Origin of the sequence: Mesorhizobium sp. AR02 (assembly GCF_024746835.1) — a bacterium.
GTDB lineage: Bacteria > Pseudomonadota > Alphaproteobacteria > Rhizobiales > Rhizobiaceae > Mesorhizobium.
The window spans coordinates 110,516-136,021 of the sequence record NZ_CP080533.1 but is presented as its reverse complement, the minus strand read 5'-3'; the positions used below and the strand labels follow the sequence as shown (position 1 = coordinate 136,021).

22 protein-coding genes and 2 pseudogenes are annotated in these 25,506 nt (G+C 61.3%); 13 read left to right on the top strand and 11 right to left on the bottom strand.

Annotated features, from left to right (window positions below):
* The first annotated feature begins 64 nt into the window (after positions 1–64).
* A complete protein-coding gene (locus DBIPINDM_RS42070) occupies positions 65–1,243 on the top strand; it encodes an NAD(P)/FAD-dependent oxidoreductase (RefSeq protein WP_258589835.1) in 1,179 nt (392 codons plus the stop codon).
* A gap of 15 nt (positions 1,244–1,258) precedes the next feature.
* A complete protein-coding gene (locus DBIPINDM_RS42065; RefSeq protein WP_258589834.1) occupies positions 1,259–2,005 on the top strand; it encodes a GntR family transcriptional regulator in 747 nt (248 codons plus the stop codon).
* A gap of 42 nt (positions 2,006–2,047) precedes the next feature.
* Here DBIPINDM_RS42065 and DBIPINDM_RS42060 read toward each other — a convergent pair whose 3' ends face one another.
* The 5 genes from DBIPINDM_RS42060 to DBIPINDM_RS42040 all read right to left on the bottom strand — a co-directional run bounded on the left by DBIPINDM_RS42060 (position 2,048) and on the right by DBIPINDM_RS42040 (position 6,021).
* Entirely contained in the window at positions 2,048–2,497 is a 450-nt protein-coding gene (locus tag DBIPINDM_RS42060) for a VOC family protein (RefSeq protein ID WP_258589833.1), read from the bottom strand.
* Between the two features lie 6 nt (positions 2,498–2,503).
* The gene (locus DBIPINDM_RS42055; protein ID WP_258589877.1) at positions 2,504–3,283 is read right to left on the bottom strand and encodes an SDR family NAD(P)-dependent oxidoreductase; all 780 of its coding nucleotides are present in this window, start codon (positions 3,281–3,283) and stop codon (positions 2,504–2,506) included.
* Positions 3,284–3,380: 97 nt separating this feature from the next.
* Positions 3,381–4,859 carry an aldehyde dehydrogenase gene (locus DBIPINDM_RS42050; protein ID WP_258589832.1) on the bottom strand — a complete coding sequence of 493 codons (1,479 nt, stop codon included), beginning with the start codon at positions 4,857–4,859 and terminating at the stop codon, positions 3,381–3,383.
* A gap of 8 nt (positions 4,860–4,867) precedes the next feature.
* Complete coding sequence (locus DBIPINDM_RS42045) at positions 4,868–5,455, bottom strand: thiamine pyrophosphate-dependent enzyme (protein ID WP_258589876.1); 588 nt, start codon at positions 5,453–5,455, stop codon at positions 4,868–4,870.
* A 5-nt stretch (positions 5,456–5,460) separates the two neighbouring features.
* Positions 5,461–6,021 (bottom strand): thiamine pyrophosphate-binding protein, encoded by a 561-nt coding sequence (locus DBIPINDM_RS42040; RefSeq protein WP_416361824.1) that lies wholly within the window; start codon positions 6,019–6,021, stop codon positions 5,461–5,463.
* 100 nt (positions 6,022–6,121) lie between these two features.
* Between DBIPINDM_RS42040 and DBIPINDM_RS42035 the strand changes: the two genes are divergently transcribed.
* From DBIPINDM_RS42035 to DBIPINDM_RS42000, 8 genes are all read left to right on the top strand, one after another.
* A complete protein-coding gene (locus tag DBIPINDM_RS42035; protein ID WP_258589831.1) occupies positions 6,122–7,051 on the top strand; it encodes a LysR substrate-binding domain-containing protein in 930 nt (309 codons plus the stop codon).
* Between the two features lie 110 nt (positions 7,052–7,161).
* Positions 7,162–8,310 carry an acyl-CoA dehydrogenase family protein gene (locus DBIPINDM_RS42030; protein ID WP_258589830.1) on the top strand — a complete coding sequence of 383 codons (1,149 nt, stop codon included), beginning with the start codon at positions 7,162–7,164 and terminating at the stop codon, positions 8,308–8,310.
* 11 nt (positions 8,311–8,321) lie between these two features.
* Positions 8,322–9,062, top strand: coding sequence for an NAD(P)H-dependent oxidoreductase (locus tag DBIPINDM_RS42025; RefSeq protein WP_258589829.1), 741 nt, complete (start codon positions 8,322–8,324; stop codon positions 9,060–9,062).
* On the top strand, positions 9,055–10,185 hold the full coding sequence (locus tag DBIPINDM_RS42020) for a CaiB/BaiF CoA transferase family protein (RefSeq protein ID WP_258589828.1): 1,131 nt from the start codon (positions 9,055–9,057) through the stop codon (positions 10,183–10,185). Before DBIPINDM_RS42025 ends, DBIPINDM_RS42020 begins: the two co-directional genes overlap by 8 nt.
* A gap of 11 nt (positions 10,186–10,196) precedes the next feature.
* The gene (locus DBIPINDM_RS42015; protein WP_258589827.1) at positions 10,197–11,039 is read left to right on the top strand and encodes an FAS1-like dehydratase domain-containing protein; all 843 of its coding nucleotides are present in this window, start codon (positions 10,197–10,199) and stop codon (positions 11,037–11,039) included.
* On the top strand, positions 11,033–11,845 hold the full coding sequence (locus DBIPINDM_RS42010; RefSeq protein ID WP_258589826.1) for an HpcH/HpaI aldolase/citrate lyase family protein: 813 nt from the start codon (positions 11,033–11,035) through the stop codon (positions 11,843–11,845). The genes DBIPINDM_RS42015 and DBIPINDM_RS42010 overlap by 7 nt, the downstream gene beginning before the upstream one ends.
* 25 nt (positions 11,846–11,870) lie before the next feature.
* The gene (locus DBIPINDM_RS42005; RefSeq protein WP_258589825.1) at positions 11,871–13,247 is read left to right on the top strand and encodes an MmgE/PrpD family protein; all 1,377 of its coding nucleotides are present in this window, start codon (positions 11,871–11,873) and stop codon (positions 13,245–13,247) included.
* A 535-nt stretch (positions 13,248–13,782) separates the two neighbouring features.
* Positions 13,783–14,109, top strand: coding sequence for a WGR domain-containing protein (locus DBIPINDM_RS42000; RefSeq protein WP_318036971.1), 327 nt, complete (start codon positions 13,783–13,785; stop codon positions 14,107–14,109).
* Here the strand turns inward: DBIPINDM_RS42000 and DBIPINDM_RS41995 are convergent.
* Together DBIPINDM_RS41995 and DBIPINDM_RS41990 are read right to left on the bottom strand one after the other, a co-directional pair.
* Positions 14,081–14,392 carry a DUF736 domain-containing protein gene (locus tag DBIPINDM_RS41995; RefSeq protein WP_258589824.1) on the bottom strand — a complete coding sequence of 104 codons (312 nt, stop codon included), beginning with the start codon at positions 14,390–14,392 and terminating at the stop codon, positions 14,081–14,083. The genes DBIPINDM_RS42000 and DBIPINDM_RS41995 overlap by 29 nt on opposite strands.
* 605 nt (positions 14,393–14,997) lie before the next feature.
* Positions 14,998–15,321: pseudogene (locus DBIPINDM_RS41990) on the bottom strand (zincin-like metallopeptidase domain-containing protein); the annotation flags it as partial.
* A 636-nt stretch (positions 15,322–15,957) separates the two neighbouring features.
* Between DBIPINDM_RS41990 and DBIPINDM_RS41985 the strand changes: the two are divergent.
* Positions 15,958–16,365 (top strand): hypothetical protein, encoded by a 408-nt coding sequence (locus DBIPINDM_RS41985; protein ID WP_258589823.1) that lies wholly within the window; start codon positions 15,958–15,960, stop codon positions 16,363–16,365.
* 269 nt (positions 16,366–16,634) lie between these two features.
* Here the strand turns inward: DBIPINDM_RS41985 and DBIPINDM_RS41980 are convergent, their stop codons facing one another.
* Entirely contained in the window at positions 16,635–17,594 is a 960-nt protein-coding gene (locus DBIPINDM_RS41980; RefSeq protein WP_258589822.1) for a YihY/virulence factor BrkB family protein, read from the bottom strand.
* A gap of 1,732 nt (positions 17,595–19,326) precedes the next feature.
* Here DBIPINDM_RS41980 and DBIPINDM_RS41975 point away from each other — a divergent pair.
* Positions 19,327–19,620 carry a hypothetical protein gene (locus tag DBIPINDM_RS41975; protein WP_258589821.1) on the top strand — a complete coding sequence of 98 codons (294 nt, stop codon included), beginning with the start codon at positions 19,327–19,329 and terminating at the stop codon, positions 19,618–19,620.
* A gap of 482 nt (positions 19,621–20,102) precedes the next feature.
* On the opposite strand, the gene DBIPINDM_RS41970 is transcribed toward DBIPINDM_RS41975, so the two are convergent.
* The 3 genes and pseudogenes from DBIPINDM_RS41970 to DBIPINDM_RS41955 all read right to left on the bottom strand — a co-directional run.
* On the bottom strand, positions 20,103–21,194 hold the full coding sequence (locus DBIPINDM_RS41970) for a sugar ABC transporter substrate-binding protein (protein WP_416361831.1): 1,092 nt from the start codon (positions 21,192–21,194) through the stop codon (positions 20,103–20,105).
* Positions 21,195–21,360: 166 nt separating this feature from the next.
* Positions 21,361–22,647, bottom strand: a complete 1,287-nt coding sequence (locus tag DBIPINDM_RS41965) for a sensor histidine kinase (RefSeq protein ID WP_258589819.1) — start codon at positions 22,645–22,647, stop codon at positions 21,361–21,363.
* A gap of 800 nt (positions 22,648–23,447) precedes the next feature.
* Positions 23,448–24,064, bottom strand: a pseudogene (locus DBIPINDM_RS41955) (group II intron reverse transcriptase/maturase); the annotation flags it as partial.
* Between the two features lie 1,010 nt (positions 24,065–25,074).
* On the opposite strand from DBIPINDM_RS41955, the gene DBIPINDM_RS41950 reads away from it, so the two are divergent.
* Positions 25,075–25,365, top strand: a complete 291-nt coding sequence (locus DBIPINDM_RS41950; RefSeq protein WP_258589818.1) for a hypothetical protein — start codon at positions 25,075–25,077, stop codon at positions 25,363–25,365.
* The last annotated feature ends 141 nt before the right edge of the window (positions 25,366–25,506 follow it).

The window sequence follows — 25,506 nt, the reverse complement described above, 5'->3', positions numbered from 1 at the left end:
ATAGAGGAAAGTATCCAATCCTTCGTCGCCACGGATGATATTCGAGATAGGGAACACGATTGGAATGGGCACAAACTATGATGTGGTGATCGTTGGCGGAGGCGTTGTCGGCAGCTCGATCGCCTACTTCCTGTCAGCCAACCCGGATTTCGACGGCAGGATCGCGGTGATCGAGCGGGACCCCTATTACACGGCCTCCTCGTCTTCCTTGTCGACCAGCGCCATCCGCCAGCAGTTCGGCACGGCGCCCAACATCGCCATGTCGAAGTTTAGCATCGACTTCCTGCGCCAGGTGAAGACACGGCTTGCCATTGGTGATGAGCTTGCGGACATCGGGTTGCATGAGCCTGGATATCTCGTGCTGGCGACGCCTGAGCGGGCCGACGCGCAGCGTGCCAAGCACCGCGTTCAGCGCAGCATGGGCGTCGACGCCGAACTGATCGAGCAGGTCGATATGGCGCAACGCTTCCCGTGGCTCAACACGGACGATCTCTCGCTTGGCTCGCTTGGCCTTGGCGGCGAAGGCTGGTTCGACGGCCCCGGCCTGATGCAGGCATTCCGCCGCAAGGCTCGCACGCAGGGCGTGGACTATCTTGCCGCGACAGTGACCGGACTGACCATGGCGTCTTCCCAAAAGGTTGGTGAAGTGCTGCTGGACAATGGCGACCGGCTTGCCGCCGGCACGGTGATCAACGCGGCCGGGCCATGGAGCGCGGGCATTGCCAGGATGGCCGGCGCCGAACTGCCGGTCGTCCCGAGCAAGCGATGTGTCTTCGTCTTCGAAACGCCGGCAAGGATCGAAAACTGCCCCTTCGTCTTCGATACGAGCGGCGTCTGGCTGCGGCCGGAAGGTCAGCTCTTCCTGTGCGGTATTCCGCCGGTGCGCGAGAACGAGCCGGACGATTTTGGCCTGGATGTGGACTACGACCTGTTCGACGAGTTGATCTGGCCGGCGTTGGCCCATCGTGTGCCCGGCTTCGAGCAATTGCGCATGCTGCGCGCCTGGGCGGGACTCTACGAGTACAACACCTTCGACCACAGCGGCATCATCGGCCGGCATCCCGAGGTCTCGAACTTCATCCTGGCCACCGGCTTCAGCGGCCACGGCATGATGCATGCGGCGGCGACCGGGTCGGGCGTCAGCGACCTCATTGCCTACGGAGAATACCGCTCCATCGACCTGTCGGCCTTCCACTATGAACGGATCGCCAGCAACCAGCCTATCGAGGAACATGTCTACTGAAGCGAAACGGGCGACATGGCATCGCAGCGACAACGGTGCTATGCGTCCACTTCTTCAATCAAAACGGCGCCAGTAGAGAAATCAAGGTGGCCGCCCCCAGGCAGATTCATGCTCGTACAGAAGAAAACCATCTCGACCCAGGTCGCCGATGCCATCCGGCAGAAAATCCTGATGGGCGAATACGGGGCCAACCTCCAGCTGCGGCAGGAGCATCTGGCCACCGAGTTCGGAGTCAGCCGAATTCCGGTGCGAGAGGCGCTGCATCAGCTTCACTCGGAAGGCTTCGTCACGCTGGTTTCCCACAAGGGAGCTGTTGTCACGTCGATTTCCCTGGACGAGATTCTCGAGCTCTACGAGTTGCGGGCCCGGATCGAAACATGGTTGCTTGCGCTTGCCATTCCAAGAATGACGGACGCCGACCTGGCGCTTGCCCGGGAACGGGCGGAGCAGCATCAGGAACAGGGCAAGACAGGTGAGTACTCGAACCAGCTGAATTGGAACTTCCACGCCACGCTCTACGCGCCATCCGGCCGCAAGGCGACGATCGAACTGGTGGGGCGCATCTACCAGCAACTGGAACGCTACACGCGCATGATGGTGACGCTCACCGAGATCCAGGCGCAATCCGACCGCGACCACTGGCAGCTCATAGACCTGTGCCAAGCCAAGGATACGCTGCGCGCCGTCGGCCTGTTGGAAATGCATATCATCACCAGCGGCAAATTCCTGGTCGACCGGCTTCACGAATTGCGGGGCAGCTGACCAGTCGCCGCGCTCGTTGACCACACCAATCCGTCGCGCGGCTCATTTGCCGGGCAGATTGGTTGCCCGGGTCAGCAAGATGACACCCGCCTTGTCGGCCGTGTCGTAGTAGGTGAAGCCGGTGCGGTTCTCGCGGCGCCCGCGCATCAGAACGGAAAGCCCGTCGGTTTTCGCCTTGGCTTCGGCTACGTCCGCATCGCGGACTTCAAAGCCGATATGGAATACGCCTTCACCCTTGGTATCGAGATGAATCCGCTGCGGTGAAGGATCGCGGCTCGGCTGGCACAGCTGCAGTTGAACGTTCGGCAGGTTACAAATCCGGTATTGCATGGCCTTGAAACCCTTCGGACTTGGGACCTCAAGTTCTTCATACTCGGCCAGCGGCGGATAGGATTCCCATGGCCCAATGCCGATGGAGTCGTAATAGGCCTGCGCCTTGTCGATATCGTGCACGACGATGCAGAGATGATGCAGCTTGTCGAAGTTACCCATATCCTCTCACTCCTTGATCGGGACCGTATAGTTCAGAACGCGGCGCCCCCCGTCGGGGTAGATCGTCTCGCCGGTGATGTAGGAAGCGTCGTCGCTGGCCAGGAACGCCACGACCGAGGCGATCTCGGCTGCCGTGCCGAGGCGCCCGAGCGGTGTGCGCGAAAGAACCGCCCGTCGCATTTCTTCCGAATCGATGAATGTCCCGTCCAGGACCATGTCCGTGGCGATGGTGCCCGGGCCGACACCGACCACGCGGATGCCGTGGGGAGCGAAGGCAACAGCCGCGGTACTGGTGACCTGGTTCATGCCGCCCTTGGAGATCGCGTAGGTGGCGACGCGTGGATTGGCGAGGCCCGAATTGATCGACGACATGTTGATGATGACACCGCCTCCACCCTGCGCGATCATCTGGCGGGCTGCGGCCTGGGTGCCTATGAACGCGCCCTTCAGATTGACGGCGAGAACCCTGTCGTAGTCCGCCTCTGTGATGTCGAGAAAGTCCTGGACCGGAGCGATGCCGGCATTGTTGACCATGATGTCGACACGGCCGAACTTCGCCAACGCCGCCGCAACCAGCCCATCGACCTGCTCCTTCTTGCTGACATCCGTAACGACCGCCAGTACGCTGTCGGGGGTGCCGATTTCCGCGGCACATTTTCTCAGTTCCGTCGCATCGATGTCGCCGAGCACGAGCTTCGCGCCTTCGGCCAGAAAGCGTTCCGCGCAAGCGCGTCCGATGCCGCGCGCCGCGCCTGTGACAACCGCCACCTTGCCTGCCTGTCTCATGCCCAGTCCTTCGTTCATTGTAAGTCGGCCACCGTCTCAGGAAGCGGCGCGCCGAGCTTGGCCACGGATAAGGATAATTCGCCCACCGAAGCCTACCCTAGCGGATAACGAAGGGATTGACGGTTTTACCGGCCGTATCTATCCACACCGTCTTGGTCTGCAGATAGGAATTGATGGCCTCCTGCCCGCTCTCGCGACCGATGCCGCTCCTCTTGTAACCGCCGAAAGGCGCCATGTAGGAGACGGCACGGTATGAATTGATCCAGACCATCCCCGCTTCCATTGCAGCCGCGCCGCGCAGCGCCCGGCCCATGTCGCTGGTCCATATCCCGGCCGCCAGCCCATAGGGGCTGTCATTGGCAATGGCGAAGGCCTCGTCCTCGTCGTCAAAGGGGATGACGGACAGGATCGGCCCGAACACCTCCTCACGCGCGATCCGCATAGTGTTGTTCACGCCGGTGAAGATGGTCGGCTCGACGAACCAGCCCTCGGCCAGTTCACTGGACGCAGGCTTGCCGCCACCGAGCACGCATAGCGCGCCCTCGCGGCGCGCTATGCCGAGATAGGACAGCACCTTCTCTCGCTGGGCTTGCGTGGTGATCGGCCCCACCTGCGTCTCGGACAGCGCCGGATTGCCCAGTCGGGCGCTGGCCGCCAGCGTTATGACGCCCTCCACGAACCGGTCATGGATCTTGCGGTGCACCAGCAGGCGCGAGCCGGCGATGCAGGTCTGGCCGCTGGCCGCGAAAATGCCTGAAATCGCGCCGTTGACCGCGCTCTCGATATCGGCATCGTCGAAGACGATGTTGGCCGATTTGCCGCCAAGCTCCAGCGTGACGGTCTTGAGCTGTTCGGCAGCCGCTCGATAGACTGCGATCCCGCCGGGCTCACCGCCGGTGAAGGCTATCTTGGCGACGTCGGGGTGGGCAACGAGCGGCACGCCGACATCCAGCGGCATGCCGGTGACGGTGTTGACCACGCCGGGGGGAAAGCCTGCCTGCGCAAACAGTTTCACGAACTCCAGCGTCGAGGCCGAGGCATGTTCTGACGGTTTGATGACGACGGTGTTGCCGGCTGCCAGCAGCGGCGCGAGCTTCCATGTCAGAAGGAGAAGCGGCGAGTTCCAGGGAACGATTGCCGCAATGACACCCAGCGGCTCGTGGCGGGTGAAGGCGAACATGCCAGCCTTGTCGATCGGCAGCACCGAACCTTCGATCTTGTCGGCAAGACCGCCGAAATAGCGGAACCATTCCGGTATATAGCGCAGCTGCGCCGTCATTTCGGTGAGCAGCTTGCCATTGTCGCGCGTCTCGATGGCGGCAATGCGCTCCGCGTTGTCGGCGATCAGGTCGGCCATCCGCACGAGCAGCTTGCCACGCGCAGTGGCGGTGATGCCGGCCCATTCCTTCGACCGGAATGCCGCCTTGGCGGACGACACGGCAGCGTCCACCTGGGCTGCTCCCCCGCGCGGGATCAGCGCCCAGGGCCTGCCGGTGAACGGATCATGGCTCTCGAATGTATCGGCTGTCGATTGCAGCCGACCGCCGACCGTGTTCTGGAAGCTGACCAGCGCCATATCGGTCCTCAACAAGTGGCAAAGCCCAGATGGGCGCGAAAGCGGTTCTTGACCTCGACCGCGTCGCGCGGTGGCAGCGAGCGCGGCAGGTTCTCGGCGGTGATTTTCAGCACGAAAAGGCGTGGACCTTCGGCCGGGCGACGCAGCTCTTCACACAGCGTGTCGACCTCCTCCAGCGAGCGCAACTCGGCGGTTTTCGAAAACCCGCAAGCGGCCGCGACCTTGTCGAAACCGATGCCTTTGCCCGTATGGCTGGACTGCATGCCGGTCTCGCCGAAGTGCTGATTGTCGAGCACGATCAAGTCGAGATTTCTCGGCCGCGCCACCGAGATCGTCGCCAGCGAACCGAACGCCATCAGTTGTTCGCCGTCTCCGGTAATCACAATGACCCTCTTGTCGGGCTGGGCCTGGGCAAGCCCGAGGCCGATCAGCGCCGCACCACCCATCGCGCCCCACAGATAATAGTTGTCGTTGCGGTCACCGGCGGCATGCACGTCGTAGCTCGGCGAGCCGAGACCGGTCACGACCAAGGCGCCGTCGCGGGAGTCAAGGAGCTTCTTCACCGCGAGTCTGCGGTCCATTGTCGGTAACGTCATGTCGTTCACCACTTCTTCTTGCCGAGCAGCCGTTGCCCGATCAGCACTGCGATCTGCTGGTCGGCGTCGAAAGCCATAGCAGCCGCTTGCGCGACCGTTTCCACCAGGTCGTCACCAGTCTCGGCGCGCAGCACCCTGAGGCCGATTGCCTTCAGCGAGGCCTCCGTCGCCTGCCCCATCGGCACCTGCCACGGGTTGAACTCTGCCCACTCGCCTCGCATCGTCACCAGAACGAGCAAGGGAAAGCGCGCATGCACGGGAAGCGAAAGCATATTGATACAGTTGCCAACGCCGGAAGATTGCATGAGCACGACGCTCCGCTTGCCACCGAGCCAAGCGCCTGCAGCAATGGCGATGCCCTCCTCTTCGGTCGTCAAGACATTGGTGACGACCTCAGGATCCGCACCGAAGAGGCGGATCAATGTGGTATGGCCAGCATCGGGCACATAGGACATGTGGCTGATGCCGGCAGCCTTGAGCACGTCGTAGACCTGATCCGGCCACTGCTTTTCAGATGCCGACGCAGCGGCTGGTTCCGAAGGTTTTGCTTGCAGGCTCACCGTCACTTTGTTTCTCCGAGATATTGGACTGCATCACATTACCGCGTTTGACTGATCCAATCTTCGGCCCTTTCTCGTGATCAGATATAATGATATTTGATAGCTCATGGAGTTATCGCAGCTACGCACTCTGATCCACGTCGCCGAACTCGGCAGCCTCAGCAAGGCTGCCGACCGGCTGCACATCGCGCAGCCGGCGCTCAGCCGGCAGGTGCGCATGCTGGAGGAAGAATTGGGCTTTGCCCTTTTCCTGCGCCACGGACGCGGCATGGTGCTGTCCGAGCAGGGCAAGGAGGTTCTGACACACGCCATGCGGGTGATGGCCGAGATCGACGAGATCCGCGCCACAGCCACGCCCGCCAACGCACCGCTGACCGGCGAGGTGGCCATCGGCCTACCACCTACCGTTGCGGACATTATTTCGCTGCCGCTGGCCGCAGCCTTCGGCAGGGCCCATCCCAAGGCGAAACTCAGACTTGTCAGCGCCTACACCGGCTATTTGCTGGACTGGATGCACCGGGGCGAGGTGGATATCGCGGTGCTCTACGACCCGCGCATGGCGCGTTCGTTGCGCTCGCGCCCGCTGCTGCTGGAAAATCTCTTCCTGATCGGACCGCCAGACGCGGGGTTTTCGACCGTGCGCGCCGTGTCGTTCGCCTCGCTCGCCGGCAAGCGCCTGCTGCTGCCCAGCATCAAGCATGGGCTGCGTATTATCGTCGAACGCTGCGCCACTGATGCCGGCATCACGCTGGACGTCGGCATCGAAGCGGATTCGTACTCGGCGTTGAAGGACCTGGTGCGCAACGGACATGGCTGGACGATCCTGCCGCTCGCTCCTATCCATGCCGACGTGACCGCCGGGCTGCTCACCGCCGCGCCGCTGATCGATCCCGTGCCCGTGCGCCGGCTGATCCTTGCATACCCGGCAGACCGACCTGCCTCGCGGCTGGCGCGGTTTGCCGGACAAGCGATAGAGGACATCGCCAAGGACCTTGTTGGGCGGGCGGTCTGGGTTGGGCAGCTGCTCGGCCCCTGACCATAAGCATTTGAATTTCGGTATATCTGATCACGTCTGCCTTGCATTGCTGATAGGACGCGGAGGCGCGATAGTGAGGCCCGCAGCAAGACGAAAGCCGGACAAACCCCATGGAATACTATCAGGACATTCGCGATGCCGTCGCCCGGCTGTGTGCGCGCTTTCCCGGAGAATACTGGCGCGCGCTCGACAGGGACATGGCCTATCCCCGCGAATTCGTCGAAGCGTTGACGGAGGCCGGTTGGCTCTCGATCCTGATCCCGGAGGCGTATGGCGGCTCGGGCCTGCCGCTTTCGGCCGCCGCCGCCGTGCTGGAGGAAATCCAGCGCGCCGGCTGCAACGGCGGCGCCTGCCACGCACAGATGTATACGATGGGTACGCTTCTTCGCCATGGCTCGGAAGCGCAGAAACTGCGATACCTGCCGAAGATCGCCGCGGGAGAATTGCGCCTGCAGGCCTTCGGTGTCACGGAGCCGACCAGCGGTACAGATACTGGCGCGCTCAAGACCACGGCTCGCCTCGACGGCGATCATTTCGTGGTCAAGGGCCAGAAGATCTGGACCAGCCGGGCCGAACACTCGGATCTGATGCTGCTTCTTGCGCGCACCACGCCATTGCAGGACGGTATGAAGAAGACCGACGGCCTCTCCGTCCTCATCGTCGACATGCGCGAAGCCGTTGGCAATGGCCTGACCATCCGGCCAATCCGCACCATGATGAACCACGCGACCACCGAGGTCTTCTTCGACGACCTGCGCGTGCCGGCCGAAAACCTGGTCGGCGAAGAGGGAAAAGGGTTCCGCTACATTCTCTCTGGCATGAACGCCGAGCGGATCCTGATCGCAGCCGAATGCGTCGGCGATGCGAAATGGTTCATCGAAAAGGCAAGCACCTACGCCAGGGAACGGCATGTGTTTGGCCGGGCGATCGGCCAGAACCAGGGCATCCAGTTTCCGATCGCAAGGGCCTACGCCAACATGCGCGCGGCTGAATTGATGGTGCGCGAGGCCGTGAACCTCTACGAGGCCGGCAAGAACCCCGGCGCTGAAGCCAATATGGCCAAGATGCTGGCGGCCGACGCCTCGAACGAAGCTGCGAATGTCTGCATCCAGACGCATGGCGGGTTCGGTTTCGCGGAAGAGTACGATGTGGAGCGCAAGTTCCGCGAGACGCGGCTCTATCAGGTCGCGCCGATCTCGACCAACCTCATCCTGTCATACCTGTCCGAGCACGTGCTTGGACTGCCGCGTTCCTACTAGAGGTAACCGCCGTGAACGTCCTCATCGTCTATGCACACCCGGAAGCAAAATCCTTCAACGGCGCCATGAAGGATCTGGCTGTGGAAACCTTGACCCGCGCAGGCCACGACGTGGTCGTCAGCGACCTCTATGCGATGGGCTTCAATCCTGTCGCAGGGCCGGGCGACATATCGAGCGAGCGCAACGATCCGGACTTCTTCAGCCTGCCGCGCGAACAGACTGCCGCCTACGAGGCCGGCGCACTCTCGGCGGATATCAGCGCCGAGATCGACAAGCTGAAGCGGGCAGACTTCGTGCTGTTCCAGTTCCCGGTCTGGTGGTTCGGAATGCCTGCAATCCTCAAGGGTTGGGCCGACCGTGTCTTCGCGCGCGGTTTCGCGTATCTGCCGGGCCGCAAATACGACACCGGCATGTTCAGGGGAAAGCTCGCCATGGTGGCCGCCACCACGGGCACGTCGGCCGACACCTACGCGCCCGATGGCATCGATGGCGACATCCTCACGGTGCTGTGGCCGATCCACAATGGTCTGCTGCGCTATTCCGGTTTCGGAGTGCTGCCGCCCTTCGTCGCCTATATGCCGGGCCGTGTCGGCGACGATGGCCGCAAGGCCTACCTGGAAGCCTACCGCAAGAGGCTCGAAGACATCGACGACACGCCGCGGCTGTTCTTCCACCCTGCGGGGGACTACGGCAAGAACGAGCGGCTGAAGCCTGGTGTGCTCGCCCGTTCCGGGGTGCAGCGCAATGTCTGATGCCGCTCGCCCGCTGGAAGGCCTGTTTGTCGTTTCCATCGAGCAGGCCGTCGCCGCTCCGCTGTGCACGGTCCGCCTTGCCGATGCCGGCGCGCGCGTAGTGAAGATCGAACGCCCGGAAGGCGAAACCGCGCGCCACTACGATTCCGCAGTGGAAGGCATGTCGGCTTATTTCGTCTGGCTCAACCGCGGCAAGGAAAGCGCGGTGCTCGACCTGAAGACCGAGCACGACCTGGCTTTGCTGCACCGGATGGTGGCGCGCGCGGATGTTCTCGTGCAAAATCTCGCGCCAGGCGCCATCGACAGGCTCGGCCTCTCCGCCGATGCAATAGCGAAAGAGTTTCCTCGGCTCATCGCCATCAACATTGTCGGTTACGGGCAGGACACGCCCTATGCGGCCATGCGCGCCTACGACATGCTGGTGCAGGCGGAAAGCGGCATCTGTGCCGTCACCGGCACACCGGACACGCCGAGTAAGATCGGGGTTTCCGCCGCCGATATCGCCACCGGCATGAATGCCCAGGCAGCGATCCTCGAAGCCTTGTTGGCGCGCGAGAAGACCGGGCGCGGCCGCATTGTCGAGGTTGCCATGTTCGACGCCATGGCCGACTGGATGACCGTGCCGCTGCTGCACTACGAATATGCGGGCCGCGAGACGCAGAGATATGGCCTGGCGCACGCTTCGATCTACCCCTATCGACCTTATGCCTGCCGGGATGGCGCGGTGGTCGTGTCCATTCAGCAGAACAATGAATGGAAGCGCTTCTGCACTGTCGTGCTGCAAAGGCAGGATCTGTTCGCCGACGAACGCTTCGCCACCAATGCCTGGCGGGTGGCTAACCGCACGGCGCTCGACGCCGAGATCGAACCGATCTTCGCGGCAATCGACTGCGAAGAGGCCATAGACCGTCTCAACGAGGCGCAGATCGCCTGGGGCCGGGTGAGCGCAATGCACGACCTGCCGCACCACAAGGCGTTGCGCCGGACAGAGGTGGCGCTGCCGGACGGCAGGCGCATCTCCGTGCCGATGCCGGCAGGCCGGTCGGAGGGATTCGCAACCGTCCCCCGCGTTCCCGCCCTTGGCGCCGATACGGACCGGATCCGGTCCGAATTCGCCGTCTAACGAGGAAACTCATGAGCCCGGACACGAGCACGCTGCAGGGATGGGTTGGACGCACACACGAGGTCGAGGACGTTGTGACCCCGCGCCTGCTGGCCAGCTTTGGCGCCACGCTTGGGGACTACGCAGCGCAAACTGCAGAGGGCGCGGCCGCGCCCGGACTGCACTGGTGCCTGACGCCCGATATTGCCGATAGGCGCGAACTCGGACCTGACGGGCACCCGGCCAAAGGCAGCCTCCTGCCACCGGTGCCGCTTCCGCGCCGCATGTGGGCCGCCAGCGATGTGCGTCTCATGGCTCCGATCCGCTCTAGCGACCGCATCCGCCGCCGCTCGACATTGACCGCCATCGAGGAGAAGCAGGGCCGCACCGGGCCGCTGACCTTCGTCACGGTCCGGCACGACATTGCCAACGACGCTGGTCCGGTGATCGAGGAGGACCAGACCCTTGTCTATCGCCCAACCGAAGCTGCTGCGGCGACCCTTGCGCTGCGAGCAAGTTCGCCTCTGGCCGCATCGCACGAGCGCAGAGTCGACGTCGATCCGGTGCTGCTTTTCCGGTATTCGGCGCTGACCTTCAATGGGCATCGTATCCACTATGACGCGCCCTATGCCACGACGGTCGAGCACTATCCCGGGCTCGTCATCCATGGGCCGCTGCAGGCCACGCTGCTCATGAACTTCGCCACCGCCATTGCCGGCACGTCGCCGCGCCGTTTCTCGTTCCGCGGCGTGCATCCGGCGAGCGGCCCACAGCGCCTGCTTCTGAGCGCAACATCCCCAGGCCAAGACGGCATGGCTCTCGAGGTACGGTCGGCCGACGGCCATGTGACAGTGAAGGCCACGGCGCAATGGTGAGCTTCGTCACGCCTGTCGTGCCGCTTTTCGTACCAGGCTCGCAGCGGGAGCGGTTTGCCAAGGCCGACAGCAGCGGCGCGGACGCGGTCATTCTCGACCTCGAGGATGCCGTCGCCCCTGGCGACAAGGACCGCGCTCGGGAAGCGGTCGTTGCTCATGCAGCCGCGCTGAAATCCGCGGTCGTGGTCCGCATCAATGCCGCCGGCACATTTTGGCACCAGGCGGACATCGATGCCGTGCGGCGCCTCGACGGCGTCTCCGTCATGCTGCCCAAGGCCGAACGTCCGGAAGACATTACTGATATGACCAGGCACATGGCACGCAGCGTTTCCGTCATCGCGCTGGTCGAGAGTGCTGTCGGCCTTGCCAACCTGCCGGATATATTGGCCACCTCTGGCGTCGTTGCCGTCGCTTTCGGCTCGGTCGACTTCTCGCTCGATCTCGGTTGCGCGCACGACCGGTTGACCCTGCTTGCGGCCCGCAACGAAATCGTCTGGCGTTCGCGCGCGGCTGGCCGGGCCGCGCCGATCGACGGCGTGACGACCGACCTGAGCAATCCTGAAATCGTCGAAGATGACGCCCGCCACGCCATGAAGATGGGCTTCGGCGGCAAGATGGCCATCCACCCGAGGCAGATCGAGCCGATTCGCGTTGCTTTTCGCCCGAGCGATAATGAAATCATTTGGGCACGCGACATCGTCGGCGCAGCTTCGTCGGGTGAAGCTGTCCAGGTGAACGGCGAAATGGTGGATCGGCCGGTCATCGAGCGCGCAAGGCGGATCCTGCGCCGGGCCGCCTTGGCCTAGAAGGCTTGCAGAGGAGGAACAGCAGATGAGCCCCGACACCGCCGATTGGCCGACTGCCAGACTTTGCGCCTTCGTTGCCGAACTCGACTTCGAACAGATCCCGCCGCGCATCGTTCATTTCGCACAGGGATTGATGATCGACTGGCTCGGTTCGGCGCTGGCCGGCAAGGGCGCGCACCAGGTCGAGATGATCGAGGGTTTTGCGCGCGCGATGGGACCGGCGGACGGTCCAAGCACCATCATCCCGACGCGGCGGCGCACCAGCCCCTACTTCGCGGCGATGGTCAATGCCGCTTCCTCCCATGTCGTGGAACAGGACGACGTGCACAACGGTTCGGTCTTTCACCCAGCTGCGGTGATATTTCCGGCCGTCCTGGCGGTTGCCGAGGCGGAGAACAAGTCCGGCCGCGATATCCTGACTGCCTGCATAGCCGGTTACGAAGTGGGCATCCGCGTCGGAGAATTCCTCGGGCGCTCGCACTACGAGATATTCCACACCACCGGCACCGCTGGCGCTGTCGCCGCGGCGGCGGCGGTCGGCAAGTTGATCGGACTGGACGAAGCCGGCCTCAACCATGCTCTTGGCTCCGCCGGCACCCAAGCGGCAGGGCTCTGGGAATTCCTGCGTGATGCCGCCGATTCCAAGCAGCTTCATACGGCGCGAGCGGCCGCCAACGGCCTGTTTTCTGCCTATTTGTCACGCAATGGCTTCAAGGGGGCCGCGCAGATCCTCGAAGGGAAAAAAGGCATGGCGGCCGGCATGTCCAGCGACGCCGATCCGGCCCGCCTGACGGACGGGCTCGGCAGCCGTTGGGCAACCGAGGAGACGTCCTTCAAATGGCACGCCGCCTGCCGGCACACGCATCCGGCCGCCGACGCGCTGCAGTCTCTCATGCGCCGCGAAGGGCTCGGTCCGGACGACATCGCTGATGTGGTGACCCATGTCCATCAGGGAGCCATTGATGTCCTGGGCGCGGTGGTCGTTCCGCAAACCATCCACCAAGCGAAGTTCTCCATGGGCACGGTGTTGGGGCTGATCGCCGTCCATGGTGTCGCCGACCTCGACGCGTTCGAGCGCCACGCACTCGCCGATGCGCGTGTCGGGCATTTCCGCTCGAAGGTGCGCATGGAATTCGACGCCGAGGTCGACAGACTTTATCCCAGGCAATGGGTCGGGAAGATCAGCGTCACCACCGCTGACGGCCGCGAACTCCATGCCCGCATCGACGAACCCAAGGGCGATCCCGGCAACACGCTTGCGAGACAAGAATTGGAAGCCAAGGCCATTCGTCTCGCCGAATTTCAAGGCGGCGCCACCGCCGACGAGATGCGCCGCTGCATAGCCCGTGTCTGGAAACTCGACCAGCCCGGAAGCTCGGCGGATTTATTTGCAGAGCCTTAGCGCCGAACGCTCGAGCTTTCTATGCCGCAGATTGCCCACTGCTCAACCGCGGCAACGAAGATTGAATTGGCTGGCCAATGAGCATGAGGAATGGCGGTGGCGCTCTTCCGCCACGCGTCCCAGAGTAGATGGTTCCTGCCTACCGATGCACCGTCGGTGATTCGAGCCTCGGCGGCGGAAGCCTCGATCGTTCAACGACGGGCACGATCGCGATCCATCTTGATGATCGCCAACGCTCACACATTGGCAGTGGCAGCCACCGACGGCTAGTCATGGATACGACGGCGAAGATCGTCGTCGGACTGGCGGACGTCATCGGAAGAAGGTGTCCCAAGAGACCCGTCGGCCACCCAATCGCAGGAACGAAAATGGAAGAGAAGGAGAACTTTCGTGTGCGATTTTTGCACACACCACCTCGTAACTACCTGAATATATTTAGGTATCTGTCCCATCCATCACCGGAATGAATCGATTGGGGTCGGAGGATTCAAACCTATCATTGGACGCCTGACTCCGGCTGCGCGATTCTGTCGGCATGATCGCGCAGAACTATCGCCTCTATATTGAACGCAAGGACGCGGGCCATAACATGGCCCGTTTCTATGCTCTGTCGATCGAAGAGACGTTATTCGGGCAGATTTGCCTTGTCCGGCGTTGGGGTAGGATCGGTACGCGCGGCCGCATTGTCCAGCATTCCTTCGATGACGAGCGTGAAGCTGTCGAGCTGTTTCTTGATCTTCCGAGAGCCAAGAGGACGCGCGGCTATCGTCCCTGGCCTGAAGCGCGACATGCAGAGCGGCCCCGCTTGGTTGACGGGGCCGCTGCGGTGCCGCTCAGTCGCGGGCGGGCCGGGACCAGATGAGCTGGAGACCTTCCTGGCCGTCCACCTCGATCAGCGTCGCGTAGATCGGCGCTGGGAAGCTCGGATCGTCCAGCTTGACCGAGAGGTAGTCGCGCTCGGTTTCCTTGGCGGTCTTCTGCCAGGCGGCGCCCAGTTCAACCGCGCCCGAGTAGAGGCGGAAGTGCGGGCCCTTGTCGGAGGGATTGTCGACCCGCTCGATGCGCGCCTTGACGTTGAGGTTGAGGGTCTTGATCGTGCCGGCAAAGCCGTTGGCGGTGGTGGTGAAGGTGCCGATGGTGGCCATGGGGATATTCCTTTCCTTGTTTCGGGTCGCGCCCTTCGCGGCCTCGATGGCAGTCGACAGACCGGAGACGATCGGACCGCACCCCAAAGGGGCCGAAACTGCATGGAGGGCGGCCGGGAGCGGCTTTCTTGGCTAGCGCGAGGAATGACGGCGCAGCCGGCAGGGGAAGAAAGCCGCGGACGGCCGTTGCGGGAGAACGATCGAGGGGTAGCCGGTTTCCGGTCAGACATGCCTCATCGAGCCGCCGATGGGTTAGCCTGTCGCAAGTGTGGAAGAAACAGGCATTGGCCTTCCGGCAGGCCTTCGACATCCATGGCAGTGCTGACCCGAACTCGTGACCCCCAATCAAGCGACCGCAGAGGCCATTGCAGTTGGAATCAGCCTCCAGGGGGCACACGAGCGGCCACATCGGGAACAGCCAACAGTGCTCGCACCTGATCTGCAGCACCGGCAAGATCTGACGCAACAACATCGCGGTGAAGGACGCGGACTTCTGACTTTCCGACGAACGCCACCCGGTGATTGAGGTGGCCGCGGCTGGAGGCCCGCAGCGTCGGTAAGAATGGCGCAATCGGGAATAAGGCCGATTTCGCCATGCGCCGTCATCAGGCGGCCTCGCTCACTTCCAAGGCCGTCGGCTGGAGACCATGTAGAAATCCCACGGCACGCTGGGCATGTGCTGCAGCGGCGAAGATCGCCCGCTTGTCGTCGCCGAGGACTTTCAGCCAGGAGCCGAGGTAGCTTGCGTGATCGGGCCGGGGCTCAAGTTCCGGTGCAATGCCAAGATCGGCGCAGAGGAAACAGCTACCGAGCTCGGCGATAAGTTCCTCGCGTGCCCGCTCGGTGCGATCTTTGGCGTAGCGGCTGAGGTCACGGTTCACGCGATGCGGCGAGGCGGTCCAATGCGTCGCCTCATGACTCAGCGTCGCCCGCGACCGCGGGGAGTGGGTCAAGCTTGCCTGCGTCGGTGACAGGGATATGCCAGCGACCTCTTCTGCGAAGCCAACGTCGACAGAATCTAACTCGCTCTTGTCATCTCCTTTTCCTCATCCTGCGTTTCGTTAGTCCTTGCAAGTGAAGTTCGCGTTCCATGTCCGCCAGATGTCGAGGTGCGACACTGTCATGACCAGCAGTGACAGAATGCCCGCACGGCCCGGCTGCGTCTTTTAGAAGGGACAAGGGGGTACCGGACCGCCTCCGTAGATATGCCTTCGGGGCCTGGTGAAGAAAATCCCAGAAAACCGCCACGGCAGCGGCGGGGTCGATCTAGCATTTTTTGCCGGATCTGCGGCAGGCGAAACGGGGGGCAGCGCCCGTCGCCAACTTAATGCCGGTCTTCGGGCAATAGTTCTGCTAAATTGGAAGGCGGGCCAGAGTTCGGCCTGGAGCCTCGCCAGCGCCTTCGGCCGGCACCGGTCAACCAGATTGCGGGCAAGTCGATCTTGGTTTGATGACAATTTCCAGATGGCAATAGTGGCCGAGGAACTGCACGCCGCCCTTGGCAAAAGTCCTGGAATAATATCAAGATGGGCAGTTGGAAATCGGCATTTTGGGGAGGAAGTGTCATGCCTAAGGTTTCGGATCTCTTCTTTAAGACGGCTATTGTGTGGCTCATTTTGGGGATCGGCGCCGGCCTCCAAATGGCGATCTCGGGCGACCACGGTGCCTTTCCGGCGCATGCCCACATAAATCTTCTAGGCTGGGTCACAAGCGCAATCTTCGGCGGCTACTACGCCCTTAATCCGGCGAAGGCAGCGCGGAAAATCGCGATGATCCACTACGGCCTCTATAATCTCGGGTTGGTCGTGATGCTGCCGGCGCTCTATTTGATGCTGCAAGGCAATACAGCCCTTGAGCCGATCGTCGCTGTCGGTTCGCTAATCGTGGCTGCAGCCGTGTTGATATTTGCGTTCGTCGTTTTCTCAAGCGCAAGAGCGCGTTTGGCATCTGAACTTTCGCCCGCCCCCCGCTGAATCGACGGACGTCGTTCAACGAAAGGGCGCGCCGCCCGGTGAAGGTAGCGGCTTGCGCAGCGGAGAGGTTTTCGGCCATCCAGCAGGTGGTATATATTGGAGCCCGCGCGTCGAGAGACCGGCGGCGGCGGCCAAAATGCCGGCATTACTCAGTAGGTCATGGTATTGACCCAGCGGCTCAAACGTTTCGGCAGGGGGAAGAGTACCTTTTTCGCTGTCCTCAGTCGCCTTAACGAGCACCATCACACGCAGGGTCTGTCCTCTTGACTCTACGGGCGACGAGGGCCCAGCAGAAAGGCTGTCATCGTTGCACTCACGCACCCCACCGCCAACAACGCAAGGACGCCCGAAGATCTGGCCTTTTGGCTCACCCGAATTGAAACAGCGTTTTCCGAAGCGGAAGCATTTTGAACCAGCCCGCTCAAGTCGGACCTACTGCCATGTCGAACGGAATAGGCGCGGGTCAACTCTGCACCGAGCAGAAAGATTTCTGATGAATAGTAGACCCAGAGCAGTATGACGAGCAGCCCCCCGGCCACACCATATGACGATGCGATAGCACTTGTGCCGATATACCAGCCGATAAGGGACTTCCCTATCGTGAACAATGCGGCGGTCACGACAGCACCGATCCCGACATCCCGCCATTCCAGGGCACGATCCGGCAAGACTTTATAGATAGCCGCAAACATCACGGAAATCAGGGAAAAGGAAATGAAGGTGTTGATCACGCTCAGAACAAGTGCGCCGAACGGCAATTGAGCGCTGATCACGTTGTCCAGCGCCGAGATCGCCGCGCTCGCCACCAGCGATACCAGCAACATAAAGCCGAGGGCGGCGACCAAGCCGAGACTTGCTGCACGCGCGCGCAAGAGACGCGACAGCGAACTTCCCTTCGCTTCAACCTTCCATATTGCATTCAGGGCCTGCTGCATCTCGCCAAAGACCGCAGAGGCGGTCACGAGTAATGTAGCCACGCCAACGATGGCCGCCAGGGTCCCCGACGATTTGCTAGATGCCCCTTCCAGCGCTGTCTGAAGGAGCGCTGCACTTTCTGAGCCCATCAGCCCTGATATCTGAGCAGACAAAGCCAACTGCGCTGCGTCATGACCAAATGCGATGCCTGCTATCGCGACGACGATTATCAGAACCGGGGCGAGCGACGTAGCGGCATAAAAGGCCATTGCCGCGCCATGGCTAAGGGCATTGTCGTTGACAAAGCCAACCACGCTCTGTCGTACCAATTCCCATATGTTTCTAATTGTTGGTCGCACTTCGAATCCGTGAAGGGGTCGCAAACCGTCTACTCTCAATGCAGTGGATCTTCAGATGTTCCGGCCGGCTTGAGGAAGATGACCGCAGCATTGCAATGGAATGCGCTCGCGCCCCGGCAAGGTATTCTCGGCAGTTGGACCGTGAGCTTTTGCGACACCCGACTGAGCGCGCGCCAAACCCGGGCAAATGCCAGCCGACGCAGCCCCAGTGCCCACAAGCTCCGGACCAGCGGTGGCCACCTTCTCCCGGAGAAGCGGACAGCGGAATCACGTCGGGAACCTCGCTGCTTGCACGCTGCCTGGGACCTTCAAAGTTCACGTATGTTCCATCGATTGTGCCGACCGCTGCAACATGCCCGACGGTCGTTTGGTCCTTTTGGTCAACTCAAAGGAAACGCATATACCCACCCCGGACGAAATCCAGACCAAGTTCTGGACCTCTCTGAAGTCGGATATGAAGACGAATGATCGGCCTCGAGAGTTCCAAGTCTTTCTTCGCCCGATGGCGGCTCAGCTCCAGACTGCAGGCAAGGGACCGATCTGGTTTTTTACCGCGACAGACACCGCGCCCGTTCAGGGTTGAGGGACGGCTCCAAAGGCGACCGCGACCTTTCACCTCGTCCAAGGGGCATGATCTGTTCGCCACGGTGCAGGGGAAGCTTCGCCGCGGCGATCGAACGGCTTGGGGATCGCGTTGTGACCGCTTAGGGTTCAACGATAACCCGGGGCGCCCTGCTGCGATTTGGCCCCGAAAGAGGCTGAAATTGACGTCAAATGCTGCTCGAACTGGGATCCAAGGACGATCATAAGCGGATCGGTCCCCCTAAGCGTCGTTCCGTTACCTAATGCGAACCTCGAAGGACTTGTCCGCTACGTCCGAGTCAGAACTTTGGGCGGCGATCAGGCACGCAGGGGTCGGGCGATGCGTAGACTTTGTCGTTGGTGGACTTCACCTAAGATGCAGGCTTGCCCCTCTCTGTCTGCTATCGCCTGAGCCCAAAAAAGCTCAATACAGCAAGGATAACGACGACGAGTCCGACGATGTAGATAATGCTGTGCATGCGTCCGTCTCCTCATGATTTGCAGGCCACTGGCCTCGAGGGATTTGGCGTCGAACAAATTTCGGGACCCCTCGCGCTGTAATGAACACTTAGGACGCCCTAATGTTCCGCCAGCATCCTTGGCCGGGAATGATCGGTACGATAGTGGCGACTTGCACGACCCCATCGATGAGTTCCAACCCTTGTTCATGATCCGCGCTTCACACACGATCGAAGATTACTTATGCGACTAGCCCCTGGCATCTCGCTCTTCCGGTAAAAGCCCGCGCCCCTGGCGGAAGCGCGGGCCGATCTAGGTTTTTTGGACCAAATCTTCGGTGGACGATGCGAGGGAGCATCGTCCACCGATGGGACAAACCCTTAGAGGTCTCTAATGTTCCGACGAGCTTTGATCCAAGGTAGGCTTACAGGCGCGGTTACCGCGCTGCTTCTTTTGCGCCACGAAGGACGAGCCGATCGGGAACATGTGTAGGCGCATTTGCACTTCGCGTCTCGCCGCTTTGTTCAGACCGCACGGCATTGTTGGCGGGAGAAGCGGCTCACCGACAGTTCTTCACCGAACTGGAACAAAAGCATGAGGGCGATGTTTACCCGGCGAAGGGCATCTTAGTTTTGGAGAATTCGAAATGAAAGTCATGATCTTGGGCGCGCTGGCGCTGTGTTTGGCGGTGCCTACGGTGGCTTCGGCTGATGAGGCGGTCGTCATCACCAGCCATCGACATCACCGTCATCATTGGAACAACGATAACGTGGTCATCAATGAGGACGGCCACCGTCTGCATCACCGCCGCCATGGTCAGATCGCATTCTACGATCACGGTCGCCGGCACCATCGGGATGAGAACGTTGTGGTGACAACTTCCGTATCGCACCGCCATCATCGCCATCACCAGGTCGTCATCGAAAACGGCGGCTACTGACCTAGCATCCCAATGTATCCGGCTCCCCAGGCTCGAACGGGGAGCCGGAAAAGGACGCCAGCTTTGCGACCTGCGGGCCAAAGACATCGATGGATGAAGACTGCGGTGACGGCATCAATATGGGCTTTGCAGCCACATTATGATCGCGACCCTCCACCGTCAAACTGCGATAAATGACGACACGTATCGCCCCGCCAGGCCAGAGTTGCTGACACAGCAAAATGATGGGCACCTCAAGCGCTCAGACGCTTCGTAGAAAAGTCGAGCAAGCGCTCGCCTCTGGTAGTATCGAACGCTTTAGGGCCCGGCTGACGCGCAGTCAGCAAAGCTCGACGCCCAAGGTCGCCGCCAGTGCTAGGATAGTGATTGTCGCTTGGAATCTTACCGTTACTTTGTTGGTTTGTGATGATGCTAGGGGGAAGGTGGCGCCGGATCCGACCAGCATGGCGCCCGCTGGTTTCCATTTCGGTTTGGCGCTATGGTTACTTCTGCTCCGATGACCAAGGGAAATTTACATAATGGTCGCGACTGTCATAGCAGATGTTCCCGTACATCTTCAGGTAGGCATCCCGGCGAGCAGGCCGCATGTATACCGATGCCGGGTCAACCAGGTCGGCCTCATACTGCGCAAGATTGGCGCTGGTCAGCGCTATGGGAAGGATGTCCATCGCCTGCGGGATGCTTTTGCCTTCGAGCCAGTCGGCTGCAAACTCTCCCATGGCATACCCGAAAACGGGCGAGGATAAAGAGATACTCGCCTTATAAGGGCTGTTTCCTTTCCTGATTTCAGCGACGGCTTCCGCCTCGCCGTCAATTCCGCCGAGGAATTGGTCGGGCCGATCTTTCCCCGCCGCGCGCAACGCTTCCAGCGCACCCAGGACGACCGCGTCCCCGCCGAGCACCACATCGATATCCGGATTGGCTAGAAGGATGGTTTGCATGGTGGCGAACCCACCTGCCTTGCTAACCGGCTTCGGCGCGATATCTGCCACGATCGTCACGCCGGGCATCGCATTCAGGCCGGTGCGCATTGCCTCGAACCGAGGCGCCAGAAACTCCATCGTATCCTGGGTCAGCAGAACGACCTTGGCCTCCCCTCCGAGCTTGGTTTTGATGTGATCGATCGCCGCGTCGGTCAGCACCTTGCCAGTTCGATATTGCGGGGCATTGAGCAGCAATGTTGCCGGCGGAGGCACGATGGTGCCGACAAACGCACCCGACCAGATTGCCTGCTGAAGGGCAGGATTAAAAGCCGCCGGATCCGGAGATGTGGCAACCATGGCGCCAACCTTTGCCGCCACCAACGACTGAACCTGGGTTATCGCCTTTCCCACATCATTTTCCACCAGAACTCTTCGATATTCCAAGCCCCGATTTTTTGCGGCCATGGTCAGGCCATGGTCGACCCCTTGCAAGAAGTCACGGTCGTTCTCCTGCACATAGGCCAGCACTTTGGTGAGACCAGCCGGGGCGTTGCATGAGGGCGCATGTGGATCGAAGGCGGGGAATACTGTCCGCTGCGTAATGCCAGGAGCGCCGGCCTGGGCGCCCACAGCAGTGACTGCGTCTAGCATCGGGATCAAAAGCAGGGCTACCGACAGCCCGACCGGCCATCGGAAGGCGGTCATGGTGCGACCGAACGGCATCGTAATTCCTCCCCAGTGCTGCCCTCCGCAGTCGTCGCCTAAAACGCTCTCGGTTCGCCGCAGTCAGTTTTTCATCTTGTAACGGCGCGGTCTACTATGCGGCGGTAGAGCGCCGTGGTTTCGTCGAAAACACCAAATGAGCGGCGGTTCCCGGCTGAAGCGTTTGATACTCGATCTGGGCGCCCAGGCTGATGCACATGGCATGGATGATCCTGCTGCCAACGCCGGTTCCTTTGGCGGGAGTGCCTTCAGCCTTTCCAATCCCATCGTCTTCAACCACCAGTTCCGCTTGCTCGCCTGTAAGCTTGCTGAGCCGGACGCGAATTTCTCCTACGCCATCCGGATAGGCGTATTTGAAGGCATTGGTGACCAGTTCGGTGAGCACCACGCCGAGATTGATGCTGGTATCCGTTTCAAGCTCGATCGGCTCGATGTGGTAAGACAGGCTGACACCGTGAACCTGGCTGCGCATTGACGTACGCAGGTGATCGAGCAGGCCAGTCAGATATTCGTCCAAGTCAACCGAGCGAACGTCGGACGAGCCGTAGAGCCGCCTGTGCACGAGCGAAATCGCAAATATGCGATCCTGCGTTTCGGCGAGCGCATCTTTTGCGGCGTGATCTCCGACGGCCTTTGACTGCAAGTTCACTAATGACGAAACAAGCGCCAAGCTGTTGGCAACCCTGTGATTGACCTCGGACAAAAGCACTTCGGCCCGATCGCGCGCCTTTGCCAGGTCCTCGGTGCGAGTGGCGACCCGTTGCTCCAGCTCGCTGTTGAGCGCGTTGACCTCGTCGCGGGTATCGCGAAGTTCTCTTGTGTAGCGAGCGGCACCATAGGCTGCTCCGGCAACCACGGCGACTATAACAAATCCGCCGATCGCCGACACGAGCCTGAGCCATCCGCTATTGGCACGTTGTTCGGCAACCCCTGACGTCAGCCGGTCATCCGCTCGTCCAATAATCCCCGAAAAGTATACATTGGCTTCGTCGGTCAGAGCCTTGCCTCTGTTGGTGCGGAATATCGCCAGTATCTCGGCGTCGCGCTGATCTCGCTTGAGAGCTATCGTCTGATCCAGCTCGTCAAACTTGGTGGTTATGATCGCGGACAGCCGTTGCAGCGTGGATTCTGAATTGGGATAGGATGTCAGCAAGGTTTGCAAAGCCTGCAGATGACGCTGCGCCTGAGCCTTGGCGGTTTGGTAGGGACCCAGGTAAATCTCGTTCCCGGTGATGACGAAGCCGCGCTCACTCGCCTCGGCCGTCTGCATTGCATTTCTCAACTCGACGGCCGCGACCCGCGTGTCGCGCGCCTCATTCGCATCGTCGAAGTAGAACTGCGCCCTCTGACCCAGCCAAAAGTTGGTGGCGACGATAGCCATAAGCGCCGCAAACCCAATCAGCAGGGACGCGGATGTGAACCGAACAAGGCTGCGGCTGGAAACTACCATACCGGCATCTCTGCCCGATTTTAGTGCAGCGCGCCATCGTGTAGTGAGAGCTAATATGCCTCCTGCCCGGCTGCACCCGGAGGGAAGCGAGGCTGTAATGGTCGGCAAGGATTTTCGACCGCAACCGCGTCTTCGGTCCGCCCTCGACTTCGGCAAAGGAGCGGAACCCCTTGGACGTCGCGTCGCGTGGGCCTTCGTTCCAAAAATTGGACTGGTAGTTGGCGCGTCCGACCGGGTTGCGCACCGCCATGTGCCCATCCTGCTGGACGTTGTGTGCGCGCCTCGATCGTGATCTCGACGGCGTGCGGCGCCTGGCAAGGCTATGGGTCGCCGGCTCACACCACTCGGCCTCCCTCGCATGGCCTTCGACCAAGCTCGGCAAGCATACACGCAAAACTCCGCCGACTGGGGGTCCGCGGAGCCTTGAATGCTGCTTGCAGCGTTCGGTGCCTGCGAGGGACACAGGCCTTTGAGAACTTCTCCACCGGCGCAATGTTCCCGACCCACAACGAAAAAGCGCGCCAGGCGTTTACGCGGGTCACAGCCCACGCCGGCATGAAGCACACAGGAGGCTGCCAGCGTACGCAAATCGGCGACTTCGGTCGGCGCATCAAGGGAAAACGGCGTATAAACCGCAGTCCTGCGCGCGTCCGCAACAGCGGACGATTGTCGCGCGCAGGACGAAGGAAATTCGCCCCCGCCGCGGGCGGTGACCGGGATAGCCGTAGGAGCAGTATGAAGTTCACCTTTCGCTTTTCGATCCTGACCGCGAGTGCGTCCAGCGCCTCGTGCTGGCCGCGTCCGGGCCGAAACCATACGAGAACCCGAGGAAGTCTTTCTCGTAGATCGCGTTCAGCACCGCGACCGTCGCTCTTTGGACTATTTTATCCTCAAGGGCGGCGATGGCGAGCGGGCGTTGGCGTCCGTCCGGCTTTGGTATGTACTGCCGCCGTGCGGGGCTTGCCCGGTATGCACCTCTGTGAAGCCTATCGCGCAGATTATCGATCAGGTGATCAAGGTCCGCTTCGTAGGCTCGCCATGTCAGCCCGTCAACGCCGGGGGCTGCATCACGCCGTAGAGCGTAGAATGCCGTCCTCAACGTTTCGAGATTGAGATGGTGAAAGAGGCTGGTGAACCTCTCCTGCTTCCTAAGTCTTGCCACTTGCCGTATGCGTTCCAGCGCATGTGACACGCTTTCCCGGTCCTGTGCCCGGCGCGTGGTTTGCTGATCCGCATTTCCCTTGGTCGCTGCCCTTGGCTCCCCCGACTCCGCAGCCGGTTCCCCGGCCTTGTTCGTCAGCTTCATAGCTACTATGGCAACGTCTGACTTCTCACGATCGTTCATCATCGGCTCATGCTTTCGCTTTCCCGATACGGACCAAGGAAGGTGATACCGCCTTGGTCAATCGTGAGATCTCCCGGTTCCCGAACAAGGAATTTCCACACATGCCAGGTTCTGCGACCACGCCGAGTTGGTCGGGCACTCGCAATAGCGCGCCCTACCATGTTGCCTTCCGGAGCATCCACGCCGTCGGCACTCGAGATTAGGTCCCTTACGCGGCTCAATGGCTGGCCTGTGCTTGCTCCTAGCGACGCTTCACCAACGACCTCGCGGGCGTCGGCGCACGGCTCGGAGCCAATGCGGATTGCTACTCCTTCATTGAAATGGACTTTCACCATTCTATTCCTTGCCGGGTTTTTCCGGCGCTCGGACGCGGGACCGACTGTCCCCGTCCGCGGTGGTCCACATGTCGTGGCCGGGATTCCAGGTCGCACAGAGTGACCCCTAGTTCCGCGATCGCACCATTTCGTCCACTTTAGCTTGTCTAAATTGTCGTGTGGCCGCGACCCTTGTCCCTCCAAAGCCAGCGCGGGCTTTCAGGCGATTGTCTTCACCGGCAACCGCGCTGGCCGCAAAGCCTCCTGCGAAGGCCACTTCCAGCATCAAGCGGGCGCTAACCTGCCCTGCGAGCCAGAGCCTGTCGCTTGGTCCGTACGGCGACCTTCAAGACGGTCTCATCTGTCATTCCCGCCTGGAAATGCCTTACCAACTCATGGGCTATGGCGCGAGCGTTCTCGGACCCGGGAGCGTGGCCGCCCTCGCAGCAAAGGACGTCGAATACCCTTTTGAGGATACTCAGATCCGACGGATAGATCGCCTGGTCGTAGGCATGGACAGGTCGGTCAAGCATCGAGCGCCTCCAAGGAAGATGGGTTTGATCGGACGGCGCAGCATGCCTCCAACCCGCCTAGGCGTCATTTGAAAATGTTCCAACAATTTGATGTGTCCTCACCTGAGCCTGCCGAACCTTGGAACACAGCCCGGTCCCGGACATTGCTTGGTGACAGGAGGTGTCCATGCCGAAGTTCAGATTTGAGACCGCCGAATTTGACCAGACCACTATATCGGAGGAAGAGTTGGCGGGCCCGGAGCTCGCAAGCCCGCGAGCAATCGAAAAGGCTCACGCGGCACTCGTCGCCGGCGCCCTCACTGGTCTCGATCAATCCGGATCGGTGATAAGGGTCTACGACGAGGCCGGCTATCTGGTCGCGACTGTCAACTTTTCCGACGTCGTTCGCGAAAAAACGGAAAACCGGCCGGTAGGCAGCCTGCCAACCGAAGAACCAGGCGTCCTCCGCTCGGGCTAATAGCCGTTCGACGCCCTATCGCTACTCAGGTCACGTTCGAACTGAAGATCGATTTTCCAACGAGTGTTCTATGCCCATTGTCACGGGTATTGCCTTCGCTTTGCTGATTTTGTTCGTCGTCCTGCTTATCACGCACGCCGC